This is a genomic window from Burkholderia sp. PU8-34 (genome assembly GCF_053427725.1).
The window spans coordinates 77,688-101,823 of record NZ_JBSAXC010000020.1; the positions used below are offsets into that span (position 1 = coordinate 77,688).

At 63.1% G+C, this 24,136-nt stretch carries 17 protein-coding genes, 1 tRNA gene and 4 pseudogenes; 12 read left to right on the plus strand and 10 right to left on the minus strand.

The genetic code is table 11. From position 1 onward, the window contains the following. Window positions 1–7: 7 nt before the first annotated feature. The 3 genes from motA to flhD all read right to left on the minus strand — a co-directional run bounded on the left by motA (window position 8) and on the right by flhD (window position 2,018). Window positions 8–868: a flagellar motor stator protein MotA gene (motA, locus tag ACV22Z_RS31290; protein ID WP_448080111.1), complete on the minus strand. Its 861-nt coding sequence runs from the start codon at window positions 866–868 to the stop codon at window positions 8–10. Between the two features lie 178 nt (window positions 869–1,046). Continuing rightward, window positions 1,047–1,601 carry a flagellar transcriptional regulator FlhC gene (gene flhC / locus ACV22Z_RS31295; protein ID WP_448080112.1) on the minus strand — a complete coding sequence of 185 codons (555 nt, stop codon included), beginning with the start codon at window positions 1,599–1,601 and terminating at the stop codon, window positions 1,047–1,049. A 96-nt stretch (window positions 1,602–1,697) separates the two neighbouring features. After that, window positions 1,698–2,018 carry a flagellar transcriptional regulator FlhD gene (flhD, locus tag ACV22Z_RS31300; protein WP_448080113.1) on the minus strand — a complete coding sequence of 107 codons (321 nt, stop codon included), beginning with the start codon at window positions 2,016–2,018 and terminating at the stop codon, window positions 1,698–1,700. A gap of 582 nt (window positions 2,019–2,600) precedes the next feature. Between flhD and ACV22Z_RS31305 the strand changes: the two genes are divergently transcribed. Beyond that, entirely contained in the window at window positions 2,601–3,665 is a 1,065-nt protein-coding gene (locus tag ACV22Z_RS31305) for a glycosyltransferase family 4 protein (protein ID WP_448080114.1), read from the plus strand. A 117-nt stretch (window positions 3,666–3,782) separates the two neighbouring features. Here ACV22Z_RS31305 and ACV22Z_RS31310 read toward each other — a convergent pair whose 3' ends face one another. Further along, window positions 3,783–4,079 (minus strand): H-NS histone family protein, encoded by a 297-nt coding sequence (locus ACV22Z_RS31310; protein WP_448080115.1) that lies wholly within the window; start codon window positions 4,077–4,079, stop codon window positions 3,783–3,785. A 297-nt stretch (window positions 4,080–4,376) separates the two neighbouring features. Here ACV22Z_RS31310 and aqpZ point away from each other — a divergent pair, with 297 nt between their 5' ends. After that, on the plus strand, window positions 4,377–5,120 hold the full coding sequence (gene aqpZ, locus ACV22Z_RS31315) for an aquaporin Z (protein WP_448080116.1): 744 nt from the start codon (window positions 4,377–4,379) through the stop codon (window positions 5,118–5,120). Window positions 5,121–5,221: 101 nt separating this feature from the next. Here aqpZ and ACV22Z_RS31320 read toward each other — a convergent pair whose 3' ends face one another. Then, window positions 5,222–6,043, minus strand: coding sequence for a Cof-type HAD-IIB family hydrolase (locus ACV22Z_RS31320; protein ID WP_448080117.1), 822 nt, complete (start codon window positions 6,041–6,043; stop codon window positions 5,222–5,224). Window positions 6,044–6,213: 170 nt separating this feature from the next. After that, a complete protein-coding gene (locus ACV22Z_RS31325) occupies window positions 6,214–7,086 on the minus strand; it encodes a BadF/BadG/BcrA/BcrD ATPase family protein (RefSeq protein ID WP_448080118.1) in 873 nt (290 codons plus the stop codon). 141 nt (window positions 7,087–7,227) lie between these two features. Here ACV22Z_RS31325 and ACV22Z_RS31330 point away from each other — a divergent pair, with 141 nt between their 5' ends. After that, a complete protein-coding gene (locus ACV22Z_RS31330) occupies window positions 7,228–7,830 on the plus strand; it encodes a DNA-3-methyladenine glycosylase I (protein ID WP_448080119.1) in 603 nt (200 codons plus the stop codon). An 80-nt stretch (window positions 7,831–7,910) separates the two neighbouring features. Here the strand turns inward: ACV22Z_RS31330 and rpsU are convergent, their stop codons facing one another. After that, entirely contained in the window at window positions 7,911–8,123 is a 213-nt protein-coding gene (gene rpsU / locus ACV22Z_RS31335; RefSeq protein WP_006401410.1) for a 30S ribosomal protein S21, read from the minus strand. Window positions 8,124–8,622: 499 nt separating this feature from the next. Between rpsU and ACV22Z_RS31340 the strand changes: the two are divergent. The 4 genes and pseudogenes from ACV22Z_RS31340 to ACV22Z_RS31355 form a co-directional block, all read left to right on the plus strand. Continuing rightward, window positions 8,623–9,429 (plus strand): annotated as a pseudogene (locus tag ACV22Z_RS31340) (flagellin N-terminal helical domain-containing protein); the annotation flags it as partial. A gap of 6 nt (window positions 9,430–9,435) precedes the next feature. Continuing rightward, a complete protein-coding gene (locus tag ACV22Z_RS31345; protein ID WP_448080131.1) occupies window positions 9,436–10,428 on the plus strand; it encodes a flagellin in 993 nt (330 codons plus the stop codon). A 145-nt stretch (window positions 10,429–10,573) separates the two neighbouring features. Next, window positions 10,574–12,403 carry a flagellar filament capping protein FliD gene (gene fliD / locus ACV22Z_RS31350; protein ID WP_448080120.1) on the plus strand — a complete coding sequence of 610 codons (1,830 nt, stop codon included), beginning with the start codon at window positions 10,574–10,576 and terminating at the stop codon, window positions 12,401–12,403. Window positions 12,404–12,424: 21 nt separating this feature from the next. Beyond that, complete coding sequence (locus tag ACV22Z_RS31355; RefSeq protein WP_448080121.1) at window positions 12,425–12,724, plus strand: flagellar protein FliT; 300 nt, start codon at window positions 12,425–12,427, stop codon at window positions 12,722–12,724. 329 nt (window positions 12,725–13,053) lie between these two features. On the opposite strand, the pseudogene ACV22Z_RS31360 reads toward ACV22Z_RS31355, so the two are convergent. Both ACV22Z_RS31360 and ACV22Z_RS31365 read right to left on the minus strand, forming a co-directional pair. Next, window positions 13,054–14,482: pseudogene (locus tag ACV22Z_RS31360) on the minus strand (tetratricopeptide repeat protein); the annotation flags it as partial. Between the two features lie 345 nt (window positions 14,483–14,827). Beyond that, a complete protein-coding gene (locus tag ACV22Z_RS31365) occupies window positions 14,828–14,989 on the minus strand; it encodes a hypothetical protein (protein WP_448080122.1) in 162 nt (53 codons plus the stop codon). Window positions 14,990–15,564: 575 nt separating this feature from the next. Between ACV22Z_RS31365 and ACV22Z_RS31370 the strand changes: the two are divergent. From ACV22Z_RS31370 to ACV22Z_RS31390, 5 genes and pseudogenes are all read left to right on the plus strand, one after another. After that, window positions 15,565–15,660 (plus strand): annotated as a pseudogene (locus tag ACV22Z_RS31370) (helix-turn-helix domain-containing protein); the annotation flags it as partial. 474 nt (window positions 15,661–16,134) lie between these two features. After that, complete coding sequence (locus ACV22Z_RS31375; protein ID WP_448080123.1) at window positions 16,135–21,078, plus strand: GLUG motif-containing protein; 4,944 nt, start codon at window positions 16,135–16,137, stop codon at window positions 21,076–21,078. Between the two features lie 163 nt (window positions 21,079–21,241). Beyond that, on the plus strand, window positions 21,242–22,909 hold the full coding sequence (locus ACV22Z_RS31380; RefSeq protein WP_448080124.1) for a ShlB/FhaC/HecB family hemolysin secretion/activation protein: 1,668 nt from the start codon (window positions 21,242–21,244) through the stop codon (window positions 22,907–22,909). A 417-nt stretch (window positions 22,910–23,326) separates the two neighbouring features. Beyond that, window positions 23,327–23,542, plus strand: a complete 216-nt coding sequence (locus ACV22Z_RS31385) for a hypothetical protein (protein WP_448080125.1) — start codon at window positions 23,327–23,329, stop codon at window positions 23,540–23,542. Window positions 23,543–23,658: 116 nt separating this feature from the next. Then, window positions 23,659–23,735, plus strand: a tRNA-Met gene (locus ACV22Z_RS31390). A 135-nt stretch (window positions 23,736–23,870) separates the two neighbouring features. On the opposite strand, the pseudogene ACV22Z_RS31395 reads toward ACV22Z_RS31390, so the two are convergent. Beyond that, window positions 23,871–24,136: pseudogene (locus ACV22Z_RS31395) on the minus strand (hypothetical protein); the annotation flags it as partial.

The window sequence follows — 24,136 nt, forward strand, 5'->3', positions numbered from 1 at the left end:
CTCCGCGTCACTTCGCCTTCACGCGGCGCACGTGCTCTTCGAGCTCCGAGAACGACGGACGCTCGGTCGAGTACAGCACCTTGCGGCCGAACTCGACCGCGATCGCGGGCGCGTAGCCGTTCAGGCTCGCGAGGATCGTCACCTTGATGCACTGGAACATCTTCGTCGACTCGGCGACGCGCTGCTCCGCGAGGCTCGCGAGCGGCCCGATCAGCCCGTACGACAGCAGGATGCCGAGGAACGTGCCGACGAGCGCCTGCGCGATCATCGCGCCGAGCACCGCGGGCGGCTTGTCGGCGGACGCCATCGTGTGCACGACGCCCATCACGGCCGCGACGATCCCGAACGCCGGCATCGCGTCGCCGACCCGCATCAGCGCGTTCGCGGGGCCTTCGCCTTCCGCGTGGTGCGTCTCGATCTCCTCGTCCATCAGGCTTTCGATCTCGAACGCGTTCATGTTGCCGCCGACCATCAGCCGCAGGTAATCGGTCAGGAATTCGACGATGTGGCGGTCCGCGAGAATCTTCGGATACTGCGTGAAGATCGGGCTCTTGTCCGGATCGTCGATGTCGGCCTCGAGCGTCAGCGTGCCTTCCTTGCGCGCCTTCGCGAGCAGCACGTACAGGAGCCCCATCAGCTCCATGTAGACGTCCTTCGTGTATTTCGAACCCTTGAAGAGCGTCGGCAGGACCCGCAGCGTCGCCTTGATGGTCTTGATGCCGTTGCCGAGGATGAACGCGCCCACGCCGGCGCCCGCGATCATCAGGATCTCGACCGGCTGGATCAATGCGCCCAGATGTCCGCCCGCCAGCGCATAGCCGCCGAAGACCGACAACAGCGTCACGAGTGTTCCCACGAAAATCAGCACTGCCTGTCCCTCACGAATGACCGGCGGGGAGGCCGCCGTTAAGTGGTTTACGGCAGTCGTCAGGAAAACTTTGGCAGCCGTGCGGCGGCGTGCGGGCCGTGTTTACCAGCAATCCGCGGCGGATGACGCGCGCCCGGCGGCGCCGGTTTCCGGCCTTCCGAACCCCGCCCGACGGGGCTCAGGCGGCGAGCGCGGCCCGTCCGGCCAGTGCCGCGGCGGCCTTGCGGGTCTTGCCGGCGCGCGACGGCGGCTGGCACAGGCCGCACACGAAACCTTGATGCGGATCATGCGCATGCGCGACGAAATGGCCGCCGCAGCGCGTGCACGACGTCAGTTGCAGCATCCCCGAATCGAAGAAGCGCACGAGCGTCCACGCGCGCGTGAGGCTCAGCGCCGCCTCGTCGCCGGACAGGTTCACGTGCTCCAGGTAGAGCCGGTACGCCTTCACGATCGCCTGGATCGGCTCGCAGCGGCCGTGGTCCTGCATGAACCGGTAGATGTTGTAGAACAGCGACGAGTGGATGTTCGGCTGCCACGTCATGAACCAGTCGGTCGAGAACGGCAGCATCCCCTTCGGCGGCGAGGCCCCCTTCAGTTCCTTGTACAGCTTGATCAGACGGTCCCGCGACAGGCTCGTCTCCGCCTCCAGCAGCTGCAGCCGGGCGCCCAGTTCGATCAGTTCGATGGCGAGCGTGATTTCCTTCACCTCGACCACGACGCTTTTGATTGCCATAGTGATAGCTGTTCGCTTCTCGTTGCTTCGTATGGGAGTCGTCCACGCGCGCGTCACCCGGCGCATGCGCGCCGGGATGAACGCAGGGCGGGACTGTCAGCGGACGCTTTCGACCGGCTGGCCGGCCATCAGGATCGCGGAATGGGCTTGCGCGACGACGGCGCTGCGGCCCTTGTCGGCAAGCGACGACAGCAGCACGTGATCGTCGAAACGGAAGCGGCACAGCATCTGGTTCGACGCTGCGAGCTTCACGGTCTGCGCGAGCGTCAGGTTGCCGAGCACGTCGGCCAGTTCCTCGGAAATTCCCATGCGGAACATGCCCATCGCCTTGTCCTCGCGCAGCAGCCGCTGGGCAAGCAGGAGGTACGACAGGTTCACCTCATTGATCTCACTGAGCATTTCGCTTGTAGCGCTCATGATTACCCCGTTTAGAACTTTGGCCATTCGTGTTATGACAACGTTTGCTCGATCAGGCGGCTCGTGGCGCGAAATCGGCACGTTTATAGTCTTACAGCGAATTTTGGCCAAACGGGTTAAACGCCGGTATCAGCGAAATGGCGCGCACCTTGCAGGATTTGTCTGTAAACCGTGTAGGAATTTTTCCGACAAGGCAATTTGAAAGGCGGGGGAGCGGAAAGAGATGTGACCGGAAGTCGCAGAAGGCCGACGGACGGGGCCGCTGGCGGGCGAATCGGTAAAAATTATAGAGGTTTTTCACGCGCGCGCAACAATTGTCGTGGTTAACCAATATTTTGTGTCCACACCCTTTTTATCGGGGTTTTCGCGTATTTCATCCTGTAACAAGCTATAAGTGTTTGAAAAAACACTCGAACCCTGCAGGCCGATCCCGATAATGGACTCCAATGGGCGACGGCGCGACGCGTGCCGGCCGCCCCGCAGCTTGCCGTCCGGCGCCCGGCACCCCGCCCGATGCCCGGCCACGCACCGCCACACGCGTGCTTCGGCGAGTTCCGCCACCCAAGCAAAGGAGATCGCCCAATGCGTATTGCCCAGATCGCGCCCCTTTACGAAGCCGTCCCGCCAAAACTCTACGGCGGCACCGAGCGTGTCGTGTCCTACCTGACCGAAGCGCTGGTGGATCTCGGCCACGACGTCACGCTGTTCGCCAGCGGCGACTCCGTCACGTCCGCCCGCCTCGAGGCGGCCTGGCCGCGCGCGCTGCGGCTCGATCCGTCGATCCGCGATACGATGGCGCCCCATATGCGCCTGCTCGAGCAGGTGGCGCGCGTCGCGCACGAATACGACGTGCTGCACTTTCACCTCGACTACCTGCCGTTCCCGCTGATGTCGCGCCTCGACACGCCGTACGTGACGACGCTGCACGGGCGGCTCGACCTGCCCGAGCTGCAGCCGGTGTTCGACGCGTTCCCCGACGCGCCCGTCGTGTCGATCTCCAATTCGCAGCGCAAGCCGCTGCCGCAGGCCGCGTGGGCCGGCACCGTGTATCACGGGCTGCCCGACACGCTGCTCACGCCGCAACCGGGCGTGAAGCCCGAATACCTTGCCTTCCTCGGCCGCATCTGCCCGGAAAAGCGCGTTGACACCGCGATCCGGATCGCCGCGCAAAGCGGGCTGCCGCTCAAGATTGCCGCGAAGGTCGACAAGGCCGACGCCGACTATTTCAAGGAAGTGATCGAGCCGCTGCTCGGCGAGGCGCACGTCGAATTCATCGGCGAGATCAACGAGGCGCAAAAGCCTGCGTTCCTGTCCGGCGCGAAGGCGCTGCTGTTCCCGATCGACTGGCCGGAGCCGTTCGGCCTCGTGATGATCGAGTCGATGGCGTGCGGCACGCCGGTCGTCGCCTTCAACCGCGGTTCGGTGCCGGAAGTGATCGAGGACGGCGTGACGGGCTTCATCGTCGAGGACATTCAGGGCGCGGTCGGCGCACTGCACCGGATCGACAGCCTGTCGCGCGACGCGATCCGCGCGCGTTTCGATACCCGATTCAGCGCGAAGGCGATGGCGCGGCGCTATGTCGAGACTTACGAAAACCTTTGCGCGGCGACGAAACAGCCGGTATTGCGCCGGGTCGCAGGCGGCTGACGCCGGAAATTCGCCCGAAATCGGGCTGCGAATTGCCCGCCGAAAGCATGCCGAAATCGGCGTGCAATACGAAAGAGCCGCATCGCCGATGCGGCTCTTTCGCATTTGGCCAAACGTTTATTCGATCACAAAGCGGTCGCGGTTTTTGCCGACGATCCAATTCGGCGGCTTGCCGCGGCCACTCCACGTGGCGCCCGTCTTCGGGTCGCGGTATTTCGCCGGCAGCGGCGCCTTTTTCGGCGGACGGCCCCGCCGGGCGCGCTCGGCGAAGCCCAGATCCTGGGCAGTCAGCCCGTATTCGGCAATCATTCGCTGGACATCCGCGATCACGGCTTCGACTTCCTGACGACGTACGTCTTCAGCCTGGGCCTGCAAATCGGCGATCTGCGCCTTGAGTTTCGCGTATTGAGACATTTTCGGCTCCCTGTTTCATGATGCGGCCCTGGCAATTCCAGCCTAGACACAAAGCATCCGTTACGCAATCCGCACTGCCACCGTACCTGTTGAAATTAATGATCGTATTTTTAACTGAACCGGCAATATCGTGAATGCGGACTTATTCTAATAAAAGCCGTTCGGCCGCCATTGAGATTTAACAATCGTTGACCCTCGCACCCCTGATTCATTTCCTATAATCCAGACCAATTCGGGGGCGGTTTAAATCATGAACCGTCCGCCGCTCCCCCACTTCACATCCTGCGGGATCGCGTCATGAACCTTTCTCAGCGGCTTGCGGCCGAGGTATTCGGCACGTTCTGGCTGGTGCTCGGCGGATGCGGCAGCGCCGTGCTGGCGGCGGCCTTTCCGGGCCTCGGCATCGGCTTTGCCGGCGTGGCGCTCGCGTTCGGCCTGACCGTGCTGACGATGGCCTTTGCGATCGGCCATATTTCGGGCTGCCATCTGAATCCGGCGGTAAGCGTCGGCCTGACGGTCGCCGGCCGCTTCCCGGCGCGCGACCTCTTGCCGTATATCGTCGCGCAAGTCGTCGGTGCGACGATCGGCGCGTTCGTGCTGTATCTGATCGCGACCGGCAAGCCCGGTTTCGACGTCGTCGGCAGCGGCTTCGCGACGAACGGCTTCGGCGAGCGCTCGCCCGGCCACTACGCGCTCGGCGCGGCGTTCATCTGCGAAGTCGTGATGACCGCGTTCTTCCTGTTCGTGATCCTCGGCGCGACCGACAAGCGCGCGCCGGCCGGCTTCGCGCCGATCGCGATCGGCCTGTGCCTGACGCTGATCCACCTGATTTCGATCCCGGTCACCAACACGTCGGTGAACCCGGCCCGCTCGACAGGCCCCGCGCTGTTCGTCGGCGGCGAGGCGATCGGGCAGCTCTGGCTGTTCTGGGTCGCGCCGATCGTCGGCGCGATCATCGCCGGGGTCATCTATCCGCTGGTCGCAGGGCGCGACAACGCGCTCGATCTGCTGCCGTCGGCATCCGCTCGCACAAGCGAATAAAAACGCAACGGGGTCAAGCGAGCAGGAGCAGCGAGCCTCACGCTGTCGAACAAAAGCGAGGCAGGCAGTTTCAACGGGCGCCGTCGGCGCCCGTTTTTCATTCAGTGCGCGGCGGCGCCGTCCAGCGCGAACAGCGTGCGCAGGTGCCGGGCAACGCCGGCGTCGAAGTTGTTGCCGATCCGCGGGATGTGCGGCAGGCGGGCAATCAGGTCCGGATTCGCGTTGCTCATCATGAACGCGTGGCCGGCGGTTTCGAGCAGGTCGATGTCGTTCATGTTGTCGCCGAACGCGATGCAGTGGCCGGTCACGACGCCGAGCCGCCCGAGCACCGCACGCAGCGCGCGGCCCTTCGACACATTCGCGGCCATCACCTCCAGGCAATCGGGCAGCGAGTACGTGACGTACAGCTGGTCGCCAAATTGCGCATGCAACCGTTCGGACACCCCCGCCAGGTCCGCCGGATCGCCGATGTACAGCACCTTCGCAATGTCGGCTCCGGTGTGCGCGGCCATGTCGATCACGTCGTAGCGGAAGCCCGAATCCTGGTGGAACTCGAGCAGGTGCGGCGCATCGCGGTCGATCAGCCAGTGCCGGTCGGCGAACAGGTTCACGATCACGCGGCCGTGCGTGCCCGCGACTTCCGGTTGCACGAGACGGCGGACGATCGCGGGATCGATGTCCTGCGCATGGATCGTCGTGTCGTCGGGCGCATGCACGCGCGCGCCGTTCGACGTGATCAGGTACGGACGGATGCCGAGCACGTCGCGGATGCCTGCGACGTCCGCATAGTGGCGCCCCGTCGCGATGACGAACTGCAGGCCGTCACGGTCGAGACGGCGGACGGTCTCGATCGTGAACGGGTCGAGCTGGTGATCGCTGTTCAGCAGCGTGCCGTCGAGATCGGTGGCGATGACTTTGTACATGGGGCGGGATGGGCGCGGATGGCTCTGCGGAACCGGTATTTTAGCGTCGCGCGTTGGGGCGTGTCGGGCGGTTGTCAGGTTCGGGGGTGGGGCCTCGGGTGAAGTGCTTCTACCGGAACACGGCAACACCCGCGAACCGACGCGCCCCGACGGCGCCACGTCCGATTCGATCAACGCTGCCCGACCGCCTCCAGCGCCAGCCTGAGCGCGCCGTGCGCGGAATCCTCGAGCGGCGCGCGCAGCCGTGCGGCGTGGCGCGCAGGCACGGCCGGCGCCAGCGCATCGGCAAGCCCGCCGCACAGCGCGACCGGCAGCGCATGCTGCGGATCGAGCGCATCGATCATCTTGCCGATCTCTTCACCCGCCTGCGCAATCAGCGCAGCCGCGTACGGATGTGTGCGATGCGCAAAGACGAGCGGCGCGAGGCGCGCATAGGCCGTTTGGTTCGCGTCGCACGACCATTGAACGAGCGCATCGCGATCCTGTGCGCCGATCTCGGCGAGCAGCGCGCCAGCAAACGCGTCGCGCGGCGCGCGCCCGTCGAGCGCCTGCTGCGCATACGCGAGCGCGCGCATGCCGAGCCACGCGCCGCTCGCCTCGTCGCCCGACGGAAAACCGAAACCGCCCGCGATCCGGCACTCGCCCGTCGCATCCAGCGCCGCCGCGATGCTCCCTGTGCCGAGCGCGACGATAAGCCCTGGCGCGCCGCCGTGCGCGCCGACCACCGTCGTATACGCATCGCTTTCGACCGTCAGCGCCGCAAGCGGCGCCTGCGCGCGGAATTCAGCGAGCCATCCCGCATTGTTCACGCCGGCGAGCCCGCACGCGAGCGTGCAATGCGCCCAGTCGAGCGCGAGCCCCGCTTGCGTGAACGCGTCCGCGCACGCCACGCCGATCGATGCCCACGCGCGCTCGATGCCGAGCCCGAGCCCCGACGGGCCGCCGCGCCCTTGCGCAAGCTCGCGGCCGTGCCGATCCGCCAGCACCGCGCGGGTGCCGGTGCCGCCGCCGTCGATGCCGATCGCAAAAAGTATTTCAGTCATGCGTTCACCTGCCGATTCGAACAGGCGCCAAGCTTAACCGGATCGGCGCCGCGCGCCCATCTGCCGTTCGGCCGGCTTTGCCGCCCCGAGGGCTTCCGCTATGCTGGCGCGATCGAATCGAAACGGGAAGCGAGGCGAGCGATGTCGCAGCGGTGCAACTGGGTGAAGACGGAAGCGGACGCGCACTATCACGATACGGAATGGGGTGTGCCGTCGCATGACGATCGCCACCTGTTCGAGATGCTGATCCTCGAAGGCGCGCAGGCCGGGCTGTCGTGGTCGACGATCCTGAACAAGCGGGCCGGCTACCGCGCGGCGTTCGCCGATTTCGACGTCGACGCCGTCGCTCGCTTCACGCCGAAGCGCATCGAGAAGCTGCTGGAGGATCCGGGCATCGTGCGCAACCGCGCGAAGGTGGAGGCCGCGGTGACCAACGCGCGCGCCGTGCAGAAAATTCGCGACGAACACGGCTCGCTCGCGCAGTTCCTGTGGTCGTTCGTCGATCACGTGCCGATCCAGAACGCGTGGCAGTCGTATCGCGACGCGCCTGCGTCGACCGAGCAGTCCGATGCGCTCAGCAAGGCGCTGAAGGCATACGGCTGCAAGTTCGTCGGCTCGACGATCTGCTATGCACTGATGCAGGCGACCGGCATGGTGAACGACCACGAAGCCGGCTGTCCGTGCCACGCGACGTGCGCGGCGCTGGGCGGCAAGCAGCCGGCGCGGGCGCGCAAGGCAAGTTAAATCCCTGCCTCAAAAGCAAAACGGCGGAGCGGCTTCTTTCGAAGCACGCTCCGCCGTTTCGCGGCGAACCGGGGAAGCTCTTAGTGGAGCTTCTTCGGCAGCATCTGGCTGCGCAGGCGCTTGTGCAGGCGCTTCACAGCAGCTGCCTTCTTGCGCTTGCGAACAGCGGTCGGCTTTTCGTACGACTGGCGCTCACGCAGCTCAGCGATCAGGCCATTTTTTTCGATAGCACGGCGAAAGCGGCGAATCGCCACTTCGAACGGCTCGTTTTCTTTCAGAAGAATCGTCGTCATGTCGTTCCTAAATTGCTTAAACGGTCAAAAACGTAGCGGCCAAGCGCCACGCACCGGCCATCCGGGCGTCCCCACAACAGGCGAAACGAGCGGAAATACGGCCTCGGAGGCCGGAAAAGAGAGGCGGAAAGCACCGCGATTACGCTTCACAAGCCGCGTGCAGCGCCGCGTTTGACTGCCAGCAGACATGCCGAGAACGGCAAGGGCGTGACAGAAATCTCAATTCAGCCCGCCATCTTAGCAGGTAAACATCGGTTCGCCTACCGGTTTACCACTTTTCCGTCGCGATCGCGCGTCGGGCGCGCTGTGAGCCCCGGCTGGCGGGGTGCTGCGGCGATTTGTCCCTGAAACATAAAAATCGGGCCGAATCTCGACGTTGCCCTCAAGTTTTGTTTTGGGGCGCCGAAATCCTGCTCTGAGGCGGCCAGCAATGAACGAGTGCTTCCGCCGATGCCAATACGGCTTTTAAGGGCTTTCGGCTTACTTAGGAGATTTTTCCATGCTCGGAATTAACAGCAACATCAACTCGCTGGTCGCGCAGCAGAACCTCAGCGGCTCGCAAAGCGCTCTTTCGCAAGCCATCACGCGCCTGTCGTCGGGCAAGCGCATCAACAGTGCGGCGGACGATGCAGCAGGTCTGGCGATCTCGACCGGCATGCAAACGCAAATCAACGGCCTGAACCAAGGCGTGTCTAACGCGAACGACGGCGTGTCGATGATCCAGACGGCAACCAGCGGCCTCGCGCAGATCACGTCGAGCCTGCAACGTATCCGTACGCTGGCCGTTCAGGCATCGAATGGTGGCTTGACGTCGTCCAACCAGGCAGCGCTACAGCAGGAAGTTGCCCAGCAGATCGCCGAAGTGAACCGTATCGCGTCGCAAACGACGTACAACGGCAAGAGCGTGCTGGATGGTTCAGCGGGCAACGTGAGCTTCCAGGTCGGCGCGAATGTTGGCCAGACGATGAACCTGAACCTGACGCAGAATGTGTCGTCGACTGCGCTCGGCAAGGGCCTGGTTGGAGCAGGTACCACCCTTGGCTCGATCGCGAACGTCAACGTGGACTCGGCGACGGGCGGTACCTATAACGCGCAGACCTCAAAGGGCTACCAGATCACGTCGATCAATGTCCTTTCTGACGGCAAGGGCGGTTTCACCTATACGGACCAGAACAATCAGGCCCTCACAAGCGCTGCCTCGGCCGCGCTGTTCGGCACTTCGACTGGGGTAGGCGGCGCACTGAACATCACGACGAATGCCGCCGGTACCAGCGTTCTGGATGTCAAGAATCAAGTTTCGGCAATCAGCGCACTGAACAACGTTGCCAACTATCCGGTTGGCACCGGCACGACCATTGGTACCATCACGGGTATCAGCATTGACGCCAAAACTGGCGCCGACGTGGCAGCAGGCACCGCAGGTGCGATCACGTCGATCACGGTGAAGACGGACGGCGCAGGCGGGTACACGTTCGCGGACCAGTCCGGCAACGCGCTGGCGGCCGGGCTCGTTGGCACCACGACGACTGCTGGTAGCCTGTTCACCATGACGGCGCCTGGCGGCGGTGCGGGCAATACGCTGGCGCTGACGTCTTCAACTGCTCAAGCAGCGGCGATCTCCGCCACGAGTGGCGGGCTTTTGGGCGCTCTTCCCGCAGCCGGGACGACATTGGGCACGCTCACCGGTCTGAGCCTTAACGCGAGCACGGGTGCGGCGGTTCCTCCCGGGTCGGCCGGTGCGATCACGTCGATCACTGTGCAGGAAGGTATTGGGGGGCATCTCAATTTCCTCGATCAAAACGGGAACGCACTCAGTTCTGGAGCCGCGACTACCCTCGTGGGATCCGTCGGCACTGCCGGCAAGCTGATCACGCAGGCGAACATCGGGGGCGGCACCAACGGTGACACATTCACGTGGACGGCTGGTGCTGTTCCCACCTCTAGCCCGGCACTCGCGTCATTTGCCCAGGTCGACGCCAACAACAATCCGGGCACGCTCGCGAACGTCAACATCAGCACGACGGCCGGCGCCAACCAGGCAATCGAATCGATCGACAATGCGCTGAACACTGTGAACACTATCCAGGCAACGCTGGGTGCCGCGCAAAACCGCTTCACGGCGATCGCCGCGGGGCAGCAGGCGCAGTCCACCGACCTGTCTCAAGCGCAATCGCAAATCACCGACGCGAACTTCGCGCAGGAAACGGCGAACCTTAGCAAGGCGCAGGTGCTGCAACAGGCTGGTATCTCGGTGCTGGCGCAAGCCAACTCGCTGCCGCAGCAGGTCCTGAAGCTGCTGCAGTAAGGCTTCACGCAGTAAAGACATACGCGTCGTGCGTGCTGCTTGGCGCGTATGCAATAGTTGGTTGGACGGGAGGCATTGCCTCCCGCACTGCATTCTGAATCAACAAACCAGGCCTTACTGACTCACCGACGCACGGAGCCTCTCCATGTCAACCGTCTCGACGACATCCACCGCAACCACCGTCAATACGACTGCAAGCACCAACACCGCACTCCAGCAGGCTGCACAGTCGATTATCAGCGGCTCGACGGGCAATTCATCGATGGATGTTTCGTCGTTGGTGACGGCGCTCGTCAACGCGAAGACGGCCAGTCAGACAGCCTCATTGAATTCACAGAAAACTAGTGACAACACGAAGCTCTCCGCGATCGGCACGTTGAAGTCAGCACTGTCGGCGTTGCAAGCGACCCTGACCAATCTCTCGAACGGCAAGACGCTGGCATCCTATACGGCCACCGGCAGCGGCAGCGGGATCACCGCCACCGCCGGCGTGGGCGCCGTCGCGGGCAGCTACGCGATCACCGTTTCGCAAATCGCCCAGGCACAGACGATTTCCTCCGGCGCATTCAACGCCACAACGGCGCTCGGCACCGGCACGTTGAACATCTCACTCGGCGGCCAGTCGATGAGCGTCAGCGTCGACTCGTCGAACAACACGCTGAGCGGCATTGCGTCGGCGATCAACTCGGCGACCAATAATCCGGGCGTCACGGCGACCATCGTCACCGGTACGGACGGCGCGCACCTCGTGCTGCGCTCGACTATGACCGGCGCCTCGAACAAGATCAACGTCACCACAAGCAACGTCACGAGCGACACCGGCCTGTCGAGTCTCGGCGTGAGCTCTTCGCCATCGCTCACATCGGGTACGCTCAGCCCGACACAGGCGCTCGGCACGGGCACCATGACCGTAGCGATCGGCGGCCAGTCGATGAACCTCACAATCGACTCGACAAACAACACGTTGAGCGGCATCGCCTCGGCAATCAACTCGGCAAGCGGCAATCCGGGCGTGACGGCAAAAGTCGTCACCACGTCAGGGGGCGCGCAGCTCGTGCTGACGCCGACCAACGGCGGCTCGAACGCCATCAGCGTTTCGATGAGCGGCGTACAGAACGATCAGGGGCTATCGAGCCTTGGCAGCATGACGGCTTCGGCTGTCACATCGTCGGGCAACGTCGCATGGACTCAGACGCAGGCGGCACAAGACGCGCTCTTTACCGTGGACGGCACGTCGATCAGCAGCTCCACCAATACGTCTACCACCGCGATCTCTGGCGTGACGCTGAACCTGACCGCTGCCGCGCTTGGCACTACGTCTTCGTCCGGCACCACCACCGGCAACTCGCAAACGCTGACCATCGCGAAGGACACGACCTCGCAAGCAACCGCGATCACCAACTTCGTGAATCTGTACAACACGCTGATCACGACGATGGGTACGCTCACGTCGTTCGACCCCAGTCAGCCGCAAGGGTCGCAGGCCGGCCCGCTGCTGGGCGACTCGATGATCAACACGGTCCGGAATTCGCTGTCGAGCATCATCAGCGGCGGCGTCCAGAGCGGTAACTCCACGCTCTCGCTCAACTCGATCGGCATCACGTTGAATGCGGATGGCTCGCTGACCACGGACAGCACCGCGCTGAACACCGCGCTGACAAATTCGCCGTCGACAGTCGCCGCACTGTTCAATTCGACCACTGGCATCGCCACTAAACTGAACAACAGCATTACGAGTTTCACGCAGACCGGCGGCATCATCGATACCGAATCGACCGCGATCAATACCGACCTGACCAGCATCGCCTCGCAACAATCGACCCTCGCCACCTATACGACGCAGTTAACGAGTCAATACCAGGCGCAATTCACCGCGCTCAACACGCTGATGGCGACGATGAACAACAATTCGCAGTACCTGACGCAATTGTTCGGCGGCCAGAACAGCGCAGGTGCGATGGCGACCAACAAGTAACCCTCCGTAACGGGACTGGACATGAAACAAGCCGAACTGATCGATCGACTGAACGTGCTCACCGACGCGATCGAACACGCGGTGGCGATGGCCGACTGGGCCGAGGCCGCGCGTCTGGCCGAGGTGCGCTCGCCGCTCGTCATGTCGCTCTCGACGGATCAGCCGCCGGCCGGCATCGCCGCGATCCGCCGCGTCCACGCCAGCAACGCGCGGATCTTCACCGACGCCCGCGTCGCGCAGCAGCAACTCACCGACGAATACCAGGCGGCGATGGGCCGCGTGCAGGCCGTCGGCGAATATCACCACATGGCGCGTCTCTGAGGCCGCCCGGCGCGCCGCAACGCTGCGCGCCCAACCCGACAACAAGCACTACACGCCGAAGTGAGGGCGTGCTCGTTCGACTCATGCCCGCCTCGTGCGGGCATTTTTTTGTCGGGCATAGCTTGCGGACCGCTCGGCCGAGGCGTCCACTCCTCTCGCCCGTTTCGAGCGCGCCCACTCAAGCTCGCCCCACCCGCTTGACAAGCTGGATGACGCCACATCGCTTTCGAAGCGGAAATTGTCATCGCACACGGAGATGCGCCGTGCCGCAGACGCTCAACGCATGCCGCCGCCTGCGACCACTTGCTCGTCGAGCACCGCGAATTCAGCAGCGAATCGCGCCGCGCGCGCCAACGCTCGACCCGGGCTGGCTCCGGCGTGAGCCGTACCGGCGGCGGAATCGTGTCGACCGTCGTGCCGAAATGCAGCGGCGCGCTCAAGAGGCTCGTCCAGCAATCGAATTCCGCGACGCGCGCGGCTGCTGCGTCGTGATCGAGCACCTCGTCGACGCCGTCGACGGTTTCCATCAGCCGGTGCAGCGCAGGCTGGCACGCGAACACGACGCGCGCCGCGCGTTGCGCGCAGAAGCCAGCGAAATAACGGCTGAACTGCAGCATGTCGCCGAGGCCGTCCTCCTGCCAGACGAGCAGCGTCTTGCCGGCGAGCGGCTCGCCTTGCCACTGCGCGCAGCGCAGCACCTCGCGCGTCTTGCGATGGACGAACCCGGGCTGCTCGTAGCGCGACTCGTAAAGCCGCCAGCCCTCTTCGAAGCGTCCCAGGCCGAGCAGCAGCGTCGCCAGTCCGAAACGGGCGTCGCCGTAATCGGCGCGCAATTCGAGCGCCCGCCGGTACGCGTGCTCCGCATCGTCCTGCCGGCCGACATGCGCGAGCAAAGCGCCGAAGTTGTAGTGCACTTCGGCCAGTTGCGGTGCGAGCGCGAGCGCTTGCGCGAACGCAGCCATCGCTTCGTCGTGGCGGCCCAGCGCGCGCACGACGCAGCCGAGATTGTTGTGTGCATGCGCGAGGCCGGGACGGCAGCGGATCGCATCGCGATAGGCGGCCTCCGCCTCGGGCAGGCGATCCTGGTTCTGCAGCGCGATCCCGAGGTTGTAGTGCGCCTCGGGATGGTCCGGGCAGAGCGCGACCGCCTGCCGGCTGGCCGCTTCGGCCTCGGGCAGCCGCTGCATGTCGACGAGGATCGCGCCGAGATTCGCGTGCGCGAGCCCGTGGTCCGCGCTGACCGCGATCGCGAGGCGGTAAGCGAGCTCCGCCTCGCCCGGCCGGCCGAGCGACCGGAGCACGTTGCCGAGATCGATCAGCGCGTCCGGGTAGCGCGGTTCGACCAGCAGCGCCTGCCCGAACGCGTGCTCGGCGTCGTCGAGCCGGCCGAGCGCCTCGAGCACCTTGCCGAGCCGGTGATGGTGCGGCGCCCGCACGGGACGCACGGACGCGAGCTGCCGCCGGCATACGGCCTCGGCCTCGGCCAGTCGCCCGTGCGCGATGAGCAGCGCGCCGAGACCGTCGTACGATGGGTCGAAATCCGGCGCGACCTCGAGCGCGCGCCGCCACCATGCTTCCGCATCCGCCAGCCGGTTCAGGCCGAGCGCAGACCGCCGCGACATGCAGCGCCAGAACCGGCGATGCCGGCGCGTCGAGCAGCGGCGCGACGAGCGACAGGGCATCGGCATGGCGTCCGTTCTGGCACAGCGCTGCGGCTTGTTGAACACGGACAGGATCGTCGAGAACAGGCGTCGTCATGGAAGGCTGGGAGGCGCGGCGGGTCGTTCGTCAGGTCGGGCGGCACGGCGACGACGCGACAAACGCGGCGGGCCGTCCGCGCACCCATTTCGGTACGGCTGGTTGGAATGGCAGATTACCGAAGCACGTGCAGCCGCGATGCGGCGAACTGAGCGCATTCCGCGTGGCTGTTCCGGGGATCGGCGGGCAGCCAGGATCGGCGCTGGGCGACATCGCGGGGGGACGACGGTTGGGAGAAGTCGGACGGTCGAAAGGCGCTGGAATGAAGATGACGGTTTGTCGTCGAGGCCTCGCGCGACGCCTTTTCCCCCACGCGAGCGCACGGACGCGCGCCGCTTGCTCGGGTCAGGGCGAGTTGCCGCTACTGTCACTGTTCTGCGAATACCCTCGGCCGCCGCACGGCTCAGCGTGCGCCGCCGGTGCGGAGAGGACTGTACAAGTGACGGCGCCGCCAATCACGGCCAGCACGGCAGCAACAAGCAGGAAACTCTTCATCACGCGTTCCATGGCATCTCCCCGGCGCGGCGGACGTACTCATCCGAAGTCTAGTTCGGCTCAAGGGCTGCACAAAAACGAGAATGCACTTGACGCCGCACCCCACGCGCTCCAACGCATGCGGACCGCTATACGCGCCTGCAACGAAAAAAAGGGGGTGGAATGGCACCGTCAGGCGGAAGACACGTGGAGCGGACTGCAAGCGTCTGACACCAGTGGCTCCCCAAACATTGCGGGCTTCGATGCCGCATTGGAAAAGAATTCGGGAAACTGCGTTCATGTGCGGCGAGTTCCGTCTGCTTCAAGGTGAGTCAATCAATGAGGCAGTGGTTCGTGAACAAGTTCCTCAAGAATTCGGCGTTACGTTATTTCTGGCCATCGAAATGCAGAACGAGAAGTCCTCTACATCGGCAAGGCCGGGACGGTTTGCCAAGACGGCACTCTGAAAAAGCAGGGCATCCGAACGCGCCTCACGATGGAGATAATCCAAGGGTATAGCGCAGCCTGACATGACTTTCCAAAGGCAAGGTCGAGCAGCTTAGTCCCTAGTTTAAAGTGCAACACCCAGATTGAGGTAGGGTGTTGCGATGAAGAAGTACAAGCATCTGAGCGCAGAGGAGCGCGCGGTCATCATGAACGAACATCGAAAAGGCAGTGGCGTGAGAGCCATCGCGCGACTGCTCTTCGGATCATAGTCGTTCAACTCTGAAACATTTTCATCCACGCGTTTCGACCCGGCGGCTTGCGACGCGCGGGAAAGGCTTCACTAGCCCCTTCTCTGGTTTGTCAACGGATTCGCTCGCTAAGCGTCAAACGGGCCACTGCCCGGAACCGATCGTGTTGCGGGATCCGGGCCGACCGAGCGAAAACCGTCTGATACGAAATCGGTTGTCTCGTTTCTGAAACGTATTTTTCCAGCCTGCAAGCTTTCACCTTGCTTCTGCTCCACCAATCCTGAAGCTTCAATACATGGCGCAGGGTTTGCTTGACCCCAACACTATACGCAGCGCCGTCGCACAAGGTCACATGACGGGAAACAGACCTTCATATCCGCACCGCCCTGATCCAATCGGATACCAAATCATCTATGACAGTACTCAAGGTCATGGGGTGCTTGAAATGTCGCTGTCATCTATCGCAAAACAAGGAGAACAGCCGTGAACCATGTGTATCGCCTTGTTTGGAGTGGTTACCAGGACGCTTATGTGCCCGCTTCGGAAACGGCCCGAGGCCGATCGAAATCGGCAGGTGCACGCGCATTGAGCGCCGCAGTGCTCCTCTCGCTTAGCGTCACGGCCCATGGCCTGCCGACGGGCGGGCAGGTGTCGGCGGGCCAGGGCAGCATTGCCCAAAGCGGCCCCGCGATGACGATCAACCAGTCATCGCCGAACCTGTCCATCAACTGGAACACCTTCGGGATCGGTGCCACTGAGTCGGTGACGTTCGTCCAACCCAACTCGTCAGCCATTGCCCTGAACCGGGTACTGGGAACCGAAACCAGTCAGATCTATGGGCGGCTTGCGGCCAACGGCCAAGTATGGCTGCTCAACCCCAACGGAATCCTGTTTGGCGTTGGTGCCCAAGTTAATGTGGGCGGCCTGCTCGCCTCGACGCTCAACCTTAGCGATGCGGATTTTCTGGCGGGCAAGCGTATCTTTACGGGCAACGGTGGCACGGTCGTCAACCAGGGAACCCTGAGCGTGTCCGACGGGGGGTATGTTGCGATGCTCGGCGGGCACGTCTCCAATGAAGGCGTGATCCAGGCGAGGTTGGGCACGGTGGCGCTCGGCGCAGGCAATCAGATCTCACTGGACTTCGCGGGCGACAAACTCCTCAACCTCCAAGTCGATCAGGGCGCCGTCAGCGCACTTGCGCAGAACAAGCAACTGATTCAGGCCAATGGCGGCACGGTCCTGCTCACTGCGAAAGCGGCTGACGCGCTGCTCAACACGGTGGTGAATAACGAGGGGGTGATCGAGGCGCAGACGATCGACACGCACAGCGGCACGATCAAGCTGCTGGGTGGGGGCGGGACCGTGACGGTCGACGGCACCCTAGACGCCTCGGCTCCCAACGGCGGGAATGGTGGGGCGATCGAGACCTCCGGTGAGCATCTGAAGGTGGCCGACAGCGCACGCATCACCACGGCGGCCCCGTACGGTCAGACCGGTCAGTGGCTGATCGACCCCACCGACTACACGATTGCGGCTTCCGGGGGCGATATGACGGGAGCGAATCTCTCCCAGCAGCTACAAAGCAACAACGTGACGATTGTGAGCAGCAGCGGCGCAACCGCCGGTAACGGTGACATCAACGTCAACGATACGGTATCGTGGGCCGCCAATACGGGCCTGACGCTTTCTGCCTATCGCAATATCAACGTCAATGCCAATATCACGGCCACGGGTAACACAGCAGGGCTGACGCTCACGCCGAATACCGGCAATCTCGGGGGCGTGTATTCCCTGAACAACGGGTCCACCATCACGCTGTCCGGCCTCACGCCCAGTCTGATCATTGCTGGCCGAAGCTATACCGTCATCAACTCGCTGGACGCTTTGCAAAGTATGCAAAACGGGCCGTCCAGCAACTATGCGCTGGGCAGCAACATCGATGCAAGCGCTACCGCGACGTGGAACGGTGGGGCAGGATTTGCACCTGTGGGCAACTACCCGAATGAATTCTCCGGCATCTTCGACGGTTTGGGGCACGTCGTGCGCAATCTCACCATTAACCGGCCGTCCCAATACTACGTGGGCCTGTTCGGCTTCTCCGTCGGCACCGTCACGAACGTGGGCATGGCCAATGCTTCCGTCGTAGGGTATGACTCCGTCGGCGGGCTGGTGGGATACAACGTCTTCGGCACGGTGAGCAATGCCTATGCGACCGGCAGCGTCAGCGGCACTACCAGTGTCGGCGGGCTGGTGGGATTCAACAGCACCACCATGAGCAATGTCTACGCCACCGCCAGTGTAAGCGGCACTGCCAGCGTCGGCGGGCTGGTGGGGGGTAGCAACGGCGCGGTGAGCAACGCCTACGCCACCGGCAGCGTCAGCGGCACTACCAGTGTCGGTGGGCTGGCGGGAACCAGCGTCGGCACGGTGAGCAATGCCTACGCCACCGGCCCTGTCAGCGGCACTACCAGTGTCGGCGGGTTGGCGGGAACCAACGCCGGCACGGTGACCAATGCCTACGCCACCGGCAGCGTCAGCGGCACTACCGCGGTCGGCGGGCTGGTGGGATACAACTCGGGAGGCACGGTTACCAATGCCTACTGGGACACCACCACGACGGGGCAAACCACGAGCGCCGGCGGCACCGGGCTGACCACCGACCAGATGATGCAGCCGGCAAACCTCGCCGGCTTCGACTTCACCAACACCTGGTGGATGAGCGCGGGCAACACGCGCCCCTTCCTGCGCTCGGAATACAGCACAAGCATCAGCAACGCCCATCAGTTGCAACTCATGGCGATGAACCCCGCTGCCAGCTACACCCTGGCCGGCGATATCGACATGAGCGAGTTGACCAGACCGTCGGGGATGTGGAATGTAGCCACGGGCTTTGTCCCGATCGGCGACCAGACGACACCCTTTTCCGGTACGTTTAACGGCGCCGGGCATGCCGTCAACGATCTGGTGATCAACCGTCCTTCCCAAAACTACGTGGGCCTGTTCGGTTATTCGAGCGGCACGGTCATGAACGTCGGCATTGCCAATGGTGTCGTCACCGGGGGGAACTATGTCGGCGGGCTGCTGGGGATCAACGAAGGCACGGTGACCAATGCCTATGCCACCGGCAGCGTCAGTGGCGGTTCCAGTTCGGAGGATATTGGCGGGCTGGTGGGAGTCAACGGCGGCACGATGGGCAAGGTATACGCCACGGCTAGTGTCAGCGGCGGTTCCGCTGTTGGCGGGTTGGTGGGATGGAGCTCCGATCCTGGCACGGTCAGCGACGCCTATGCGACCGGCAGCGTCAGCGGCACCTCGTACGTCGGGGGGCTCGTCGGATTCAACTACGGCACCGGCGCCGTGAGCAATTCCTACGCGACCGGCAGTGTCAACGGCAATATCAGAGTCGGCGGGCTGATAGGGGAAAACTGGGGCGCGGTAACCGATGTCTATGCGACCGGCAGCGTCAGCGGCGCTTCTTACGTCGGCGGGTTGATTGGGTTTACTTTCACCTCCAACACGCAGGTCAGGGACGCCTATGCCACCGGCAGCGTCAGCGGTACCTCCTACGTCGGCGGGCTGGTCGGAGCCAATTACGGCGGCATCGTGAGCAACGCGTACGCCACCGGCAGCGTCAATGGAGGTTCCAATTCGCAGAACGTCGGTGGGCTGGTGGGATACAACGACTACACCGGCACGGTGAGCAATGCCTACTGGGACACCGCGACGACAGGCCAAACAACGAGCGCCGGCGGCGTCGGGCTCACTGATGCCCAGATGACGCAGCAGAGCAGTTTCGCTGGGTTCGATTTCACCAATACCTGGCGCATTTACAACGGCTATACGTATCCACTCCTCAAGTCGTTCCTTGTACCGCTGACCGTCACGGCCAATAACGCGACGAAAACCTACGACACCACTTCGTACACCGGTGGCAATGGCGTGACCCTCTCCAATGCCAATGCGTCGCTCTCGGGAACCTTGAGTTACACGGGCAGCGCTCAGGGCGCCCGTAATGCCGGCAGTTACCTGATCTCACCCAGTGGGTTGTGGTCCACCACCTACGACATCAGTTATGTCAATGGCACGTTGACCATCAATCCGGCACAACTCACGATCGCCGCCACGACCGACAACCGGATCTATAACGGCACGACGAGTTCCACGGCGACGCCGACGGTAAGCGGTCTACTAGGCAGCGACAGTGTCGCTGGACTCACGCAGGCCTTCGGTTCCAAAAACGTATTGGGTACAGGCGGCAGCACGCTGAACGTCACCGGCTACACGATCAATGATGGCAACGGGGGGGGCAACTACGCCGTCCAGACACAAAGCACGGCCGGTACTATCACGCCGGCACTCCTCACACTCTCAACGAACAACGTCGTCAAGACCTATGACGGCACGACGGGTGCCAACGGCACGGCCATCGTCACCGCCGGCACCCTGTTCGGGGGAGACAGTCTGTCCGGCGGCAGCTTCGCCTTCACGGACAAGAACGCCGGTACCAACAAGACGGTGACCGTCAATGGCGTCACCGTCAATGACGGCAATTCAGGTGGCAATTACCAGGTCAGTTATGCGAACAACACCACCAGCACGATCAATCAGGCCCTGCTGACCGTTACCGCTAACAACGCTAGCAAGACCTACGATGGCACCGCGTACAGCGGTGGCAACGGCGTGACCTACCTGGGCTTCGTCAACGGCGAGACCGCATCCGTCCTCGGCGGCACACTGACCTATGGGGGCAGTTCCCAGGGGGCGACGAACGCGGGCAGCTACAGCATCAACCCCACGGGCTACGTGTCGAACAACTACGCAATCAGCTACGGCAACGGCACGCTGACGGTGAATCCCAAAGCCCTGACGGCCAGCATCAGCGGCACGACCAGCAAGGTCTATAACGGCGACGGGGCCGCCACCATCACCAACGGCCGCTACGTGCTAAGTGGATTTGTTGGCAGCCAATCGGCCACGATCAACCAAAAAATCGGCAGCTATAACAGCAAGAATGTCGACGAAGCCACCACGGTCACGGCCAGCCTCGCCAGCGCGAACTACACCGCGGGTGCCGGCACGCTGCTGGCGAATTACATTTTGCCGACGAGCGCCAGTGGAGCCGGGAAGATCACCCCCGCTACGTTAACTTACGTGGCCAATCAATCCAGCATGCTCCAAGGCTCGGCCATTCCGACGCTGAGCGGTTATGTGACCGGCTTTGTCGCCAACGAGACGCTCACGTCCGCCACCAGCGGCACCGCCGTGTGGACCACGACCGCCACTTCTTCGTCCAGCGCGGGGCAGTATCCGATCAACGGAAGCGGCTTGACCGCGAACCACAACAACTACGCCTTTGTCCAGGCGCGCAGCAACGCGACCGCCTTGACGATCACGTGCGTGAGCACCAATAAGAACAAATGCCACTAAAGCTTGATTGTTCATTAGCCGTATAAATGATGCAGTGGAAACGGACGACGGCGCCCTATCGTGCGTTTTTGCGAGCATCCCCAATCATTGGGGCTCCGTGCCGCACGGATAAGGTGCGGCACGGCGGTGCCCGTATTGCCGTGACGGTTAATGGAACAAACTGATGCCATTACTCGGTTATCGCTTCAAGCATTTTCCGCTCACTATGCTGCTGCTGGCCCCCGCGGTTCTCGCCCAGCCAGTGCCCGACGCCGGTCGGCTGCTCGAGGAAAACAGACCAGCACCGAGCCTGCCCGAGCGCGAAGCGCCGAAAATCGAAATTCAAGAGCCGCCGGTGCGAGAAGCCCAAGGTGGTGCTCGCATCCCGGTCACTCACTTCGAAATCACGGGCGCCCTGCAGTTCGCCGAATCCGACTTGCGCGCCCTGGTGGCGGACGGCGAAGGCAAGGAATTATCCCTGGATCAACTGCAAGAGCTCGCTGCCCGGATCACGCGGTATTACCGCACGCGCGGCTATCTGCTCGCACGTGCTTACCTGCCTGCTCAGGACGTGAAAGCCGGGGTGGTCGAAATTGCTGTCGTCGAAGGACGGCTTGGTGAGGTGAAGGTGGACAACGCCGCTGGTGCCGGCGGTGCTTCGCTGGCGCCGCTCACGCGTCTGCACGCCGGCGAGGTGGTGCGTGACCGCCCCCTCGAGGAGTCACTGCTGCTGCTATCGGACGTGCCGGGCATCGAGGTCAAGTCTACATTGAGACCCGGCGCCACCGTTGGCACGTCGGACCTGCTGGTGGATGTCGCCCCCGGCCCGCGCATCAGCGGCGACGCCGAGGTCGACACCTACGGCGACCGCTACAGTGGCCAGCTCCGCGGCGGTGGGACAATCAACATTAACAATCCTTTCCAACTGGGCGATCAGGCCACGTTCCGGGCACTCACCAGCGGACGAGGCATGGTCTATGGGCGTGGGTCCTATCAACTACCTATCAACGCCTTCGGCACGCGGGTCGGAATTGCTGCATCGGACATGCACTATCATCTGGGCAACAAACTGAGCCAGCTCGATGCCTCGGGCAATGCCGAGATCGGCAGCCTCTATCTGCAACAGCCCTTCGTTCGCAGTCGCACTTTTAACCTGTATGGTCAGCTTCAATACGATCACCTGAAGCTCAAGGATCGCATCGGCATTGTCGACACGGAGTTGCACAAGGGCCTGAATAACTGGACCGTTGGTCTCAGTGGCGACTCGCAGGATAGCCTGGCGGGCGGAGCAATCAATAGCTTTTCACTGAGTTACACGACTGGCAATCTAAGTCTGGACGGCGTCACTCGGGCACTGGATGATGTTTCCGCACACACGGCGGGTCGATTCGGGAGGTGGAACACATCTTGGCTGCGCCTGCAGCGCATCGCAGACCGCTTCAGCCTGTATGTCTCCGCTATGGCCCAGTTCGCCTCGAAGAACCTGGACTCGTCGGAAAAGTTCTCGCTGGGGGGCGCAAATGGTGTACGCGCGTACCCGCAAGGCGAAGCGCCCGGCGACCAAGGCTACCTAGCGACGGTCGAAGCGCGTTATCTCGTCCCCCTGCCGCTTCCGGGCATTTGGCAGGTTGCCGCTTTCATCGACCGCGGCCACGTACGGGTGAATAAGGAGCCGTGGACAGCGAGCTCCAATACCCGAACACTGACCGGCGCCGGTATCGGACTGAATGTCAACGAGGGACGTGATTGGGCGATCAAGATGAGCGTCGCCTGGCGACTGCACTCCGACCCGCCTACCTCGGACAGCGATCGTTCGCCCAGGGCTTGGGTCCAAGCGACAAAGTACTTTTGAACAAGTCATCCACGAAGGATGGATAGGCGGGTGTTTCCGCCGCCGGCAATAAACCGAAGCTCCGCGCATGCGGCGCGGATACGGCGGGGTGCGCTTCGTCGAGAAGCTGAGCGCAGAATTGCGCTGAGCGCCGCCCCGCCTCGTCGTCAGCAACCGTGAAAAATAGGATCCTGAGGATGGTCGACAAGCGCGAGGCGGCATGGAGCGAGATCCCGTCTGCGGAAAACCCGGAAGAGTTCCCCGGGCGGCTCTCCAAGGAATGCGCGGAATAGAAATGATTTATTAGATTCGCCGCGGAAATGCCTATTCTTTTCGCATGATCGACTGGCGAACTCGCAGCGGTTGCACATGCCCCGTACATCACCGCATCGATTTTGACCGTTATGCTGTCGTCGCCGTGCACATTTGAGGTGAGGCGTGAAAAATCGCATTTTCATGAGGCGAGCGAACGCGCTTAAGCTATTGCTCGATGCCCGCCAATCTGCCATCAACCAGACTGCAGGAATGTCAGTCGACCATACTGACGCAAAGCTCGAAGCGCTGAATCGCCTGATACTCGATGTCCGTGCGTGCCGGGTGAGTGAATTTCAGATCGACGACACCGACGATGAGCAGATCGTCGTAACGGATTAAGCCTGCGGCCCCACGGGTGACCTGGAATACGGGTACATCCTCAAACTGAGGACGAGGATGAATAACGAGCGCTGACACACTTTGACGCATCGCCGCATTGCTATTACAATCCGCGCCGCGGGGTGGAGCAGTCTGGCAGCTCGTCGGGCTCATAACCCGAAGGTCGTAGGTTCAAATCCTACCCCCGCAACCAACATCGAAGCCCGCTCTGCAACCGCAAGCGGGCTTTTGTTTTGCCCGCGGCAACCGACCTGTCCACTTTGCACGAAATCCGAATGCCGATCGCCCGAGCGTAGAGCCATGACATGAGCGATCAGCTACGCCGACTTCAACTGCAGAGCTGCTGACACTCCTTCACGGCGGCCGCCCGCCGCTTGTCGATGTATTCCGCAAGGTCTTGGATGTGGACGCCCTTGGACGCCGCGATCTGTTCAACTGTCGCGCGGTCGGTTTCAAGCGCCTGCTCCCAGACGTCCATTGCGCCTGATCTGCCCAGTCCTCTGGCGGCCAGAGTTGCCCTTCCCTTCGAGAGCCAGCGGCAGAGGCCATCAAATTTCGAAGCGTGGTGATCGACTCGCGCGCTTCGCCCAAATC

Excerpts from the sequence above, each read along its gene's own strand:
- flhC (WP_448080112.1), bottom strand. The coding sequence starts at position 1,601 with ATGGCAATCAAAAGCGTCGTGGTCGAGGTGAAGGAAATCACGCTCGCC.
- flhD (WP_448080113.1), bottom strand. The coding sequence starts at position 2,018 with ATGAGCGCTACAAGCGAAATGCTCAGTGAGATCAATGAGGTGAACCTG.
- ACV22Z_RS31305 (WP_448080114.1), top strand. The coding sequence starts at position 2,601 with ATGCGTATTGCCCAGATCGCGCCCCTTTACGAAGCCGTCCCGCCAAAA.
- ACV22Z_RS31310 (WP_448080115.1), bottom strand. The coding sequence starts at position 4,079 with ATGTCTCAATACGCGAAACTCAAGGCGCAGATCGCCGATTTGCAGGCC.
- aqpZ (WP_448080116.1), top strand. The coding sequence starts at position 4,377 with ATGAACCTTTCTCAGCGGCTTGCGGCCGAGGTATTCGGCACGTTCTGG.
- ACV22Z_RS31320 (WP_448080117.1), bottom strand. The coding sequence starts at position 6,043 with ATGTACAAAGTCATCGCCACCGATCTCGACGGCACGCTGCTGAACAGC.
- ACV22Z_RS31325 (WP_448080118.1), bottom strand. The coding sequence starts at position 7,086 with ATGACTGAAATACTTTTTGCGATCGGCATCGACGGCGGCGGCACCGGC.
- ACV22Z_RS31330 (WP_448080119.1), top strand. The coding sequence starts at position 7,228 with ATGTCGCAGCGGTGCAACTGGGTGAAGACGGAAGCGGACGCGCACTAT.
- rpsU (WP_006401410.1), bottom strand. The coding sequence starts at position 8,123 with ATGACGACGATTCTTCTGAAAGAAAACGAGCCGTTCGAAGTGGCGATT.
- fliD (WP_448080120.1), top strand. The coding sequence starts at position 10,574 with ATGTCAACCGTCTCGACGACATCCACCGCAACCACCGTCAATACGACT.
- ACV22Z_RS31355 (WP_448080121.1), top strand. The coding sequence starts at position 12,425 with ATGAAACAAGCCGAACTGATCGATCGACTGAACGTGCTCACCGACGCG.
- ACV22Z_RS31365 (WP_448080122.1), bottom strand. The coding sequence starts at position 14,989 with ATGGAACGCGTGATGAAGAGTTTCCTGCTTGTTGCTGCCGTGCTGGCC.
- ACV22Z_RS31380 (WP_448080124.1), top strand. The coding sequence starts at position 21,242 with ATGCCATTACTCGGTTATCGCTTCAAGCATTTTCCGCTCACTATGCTG.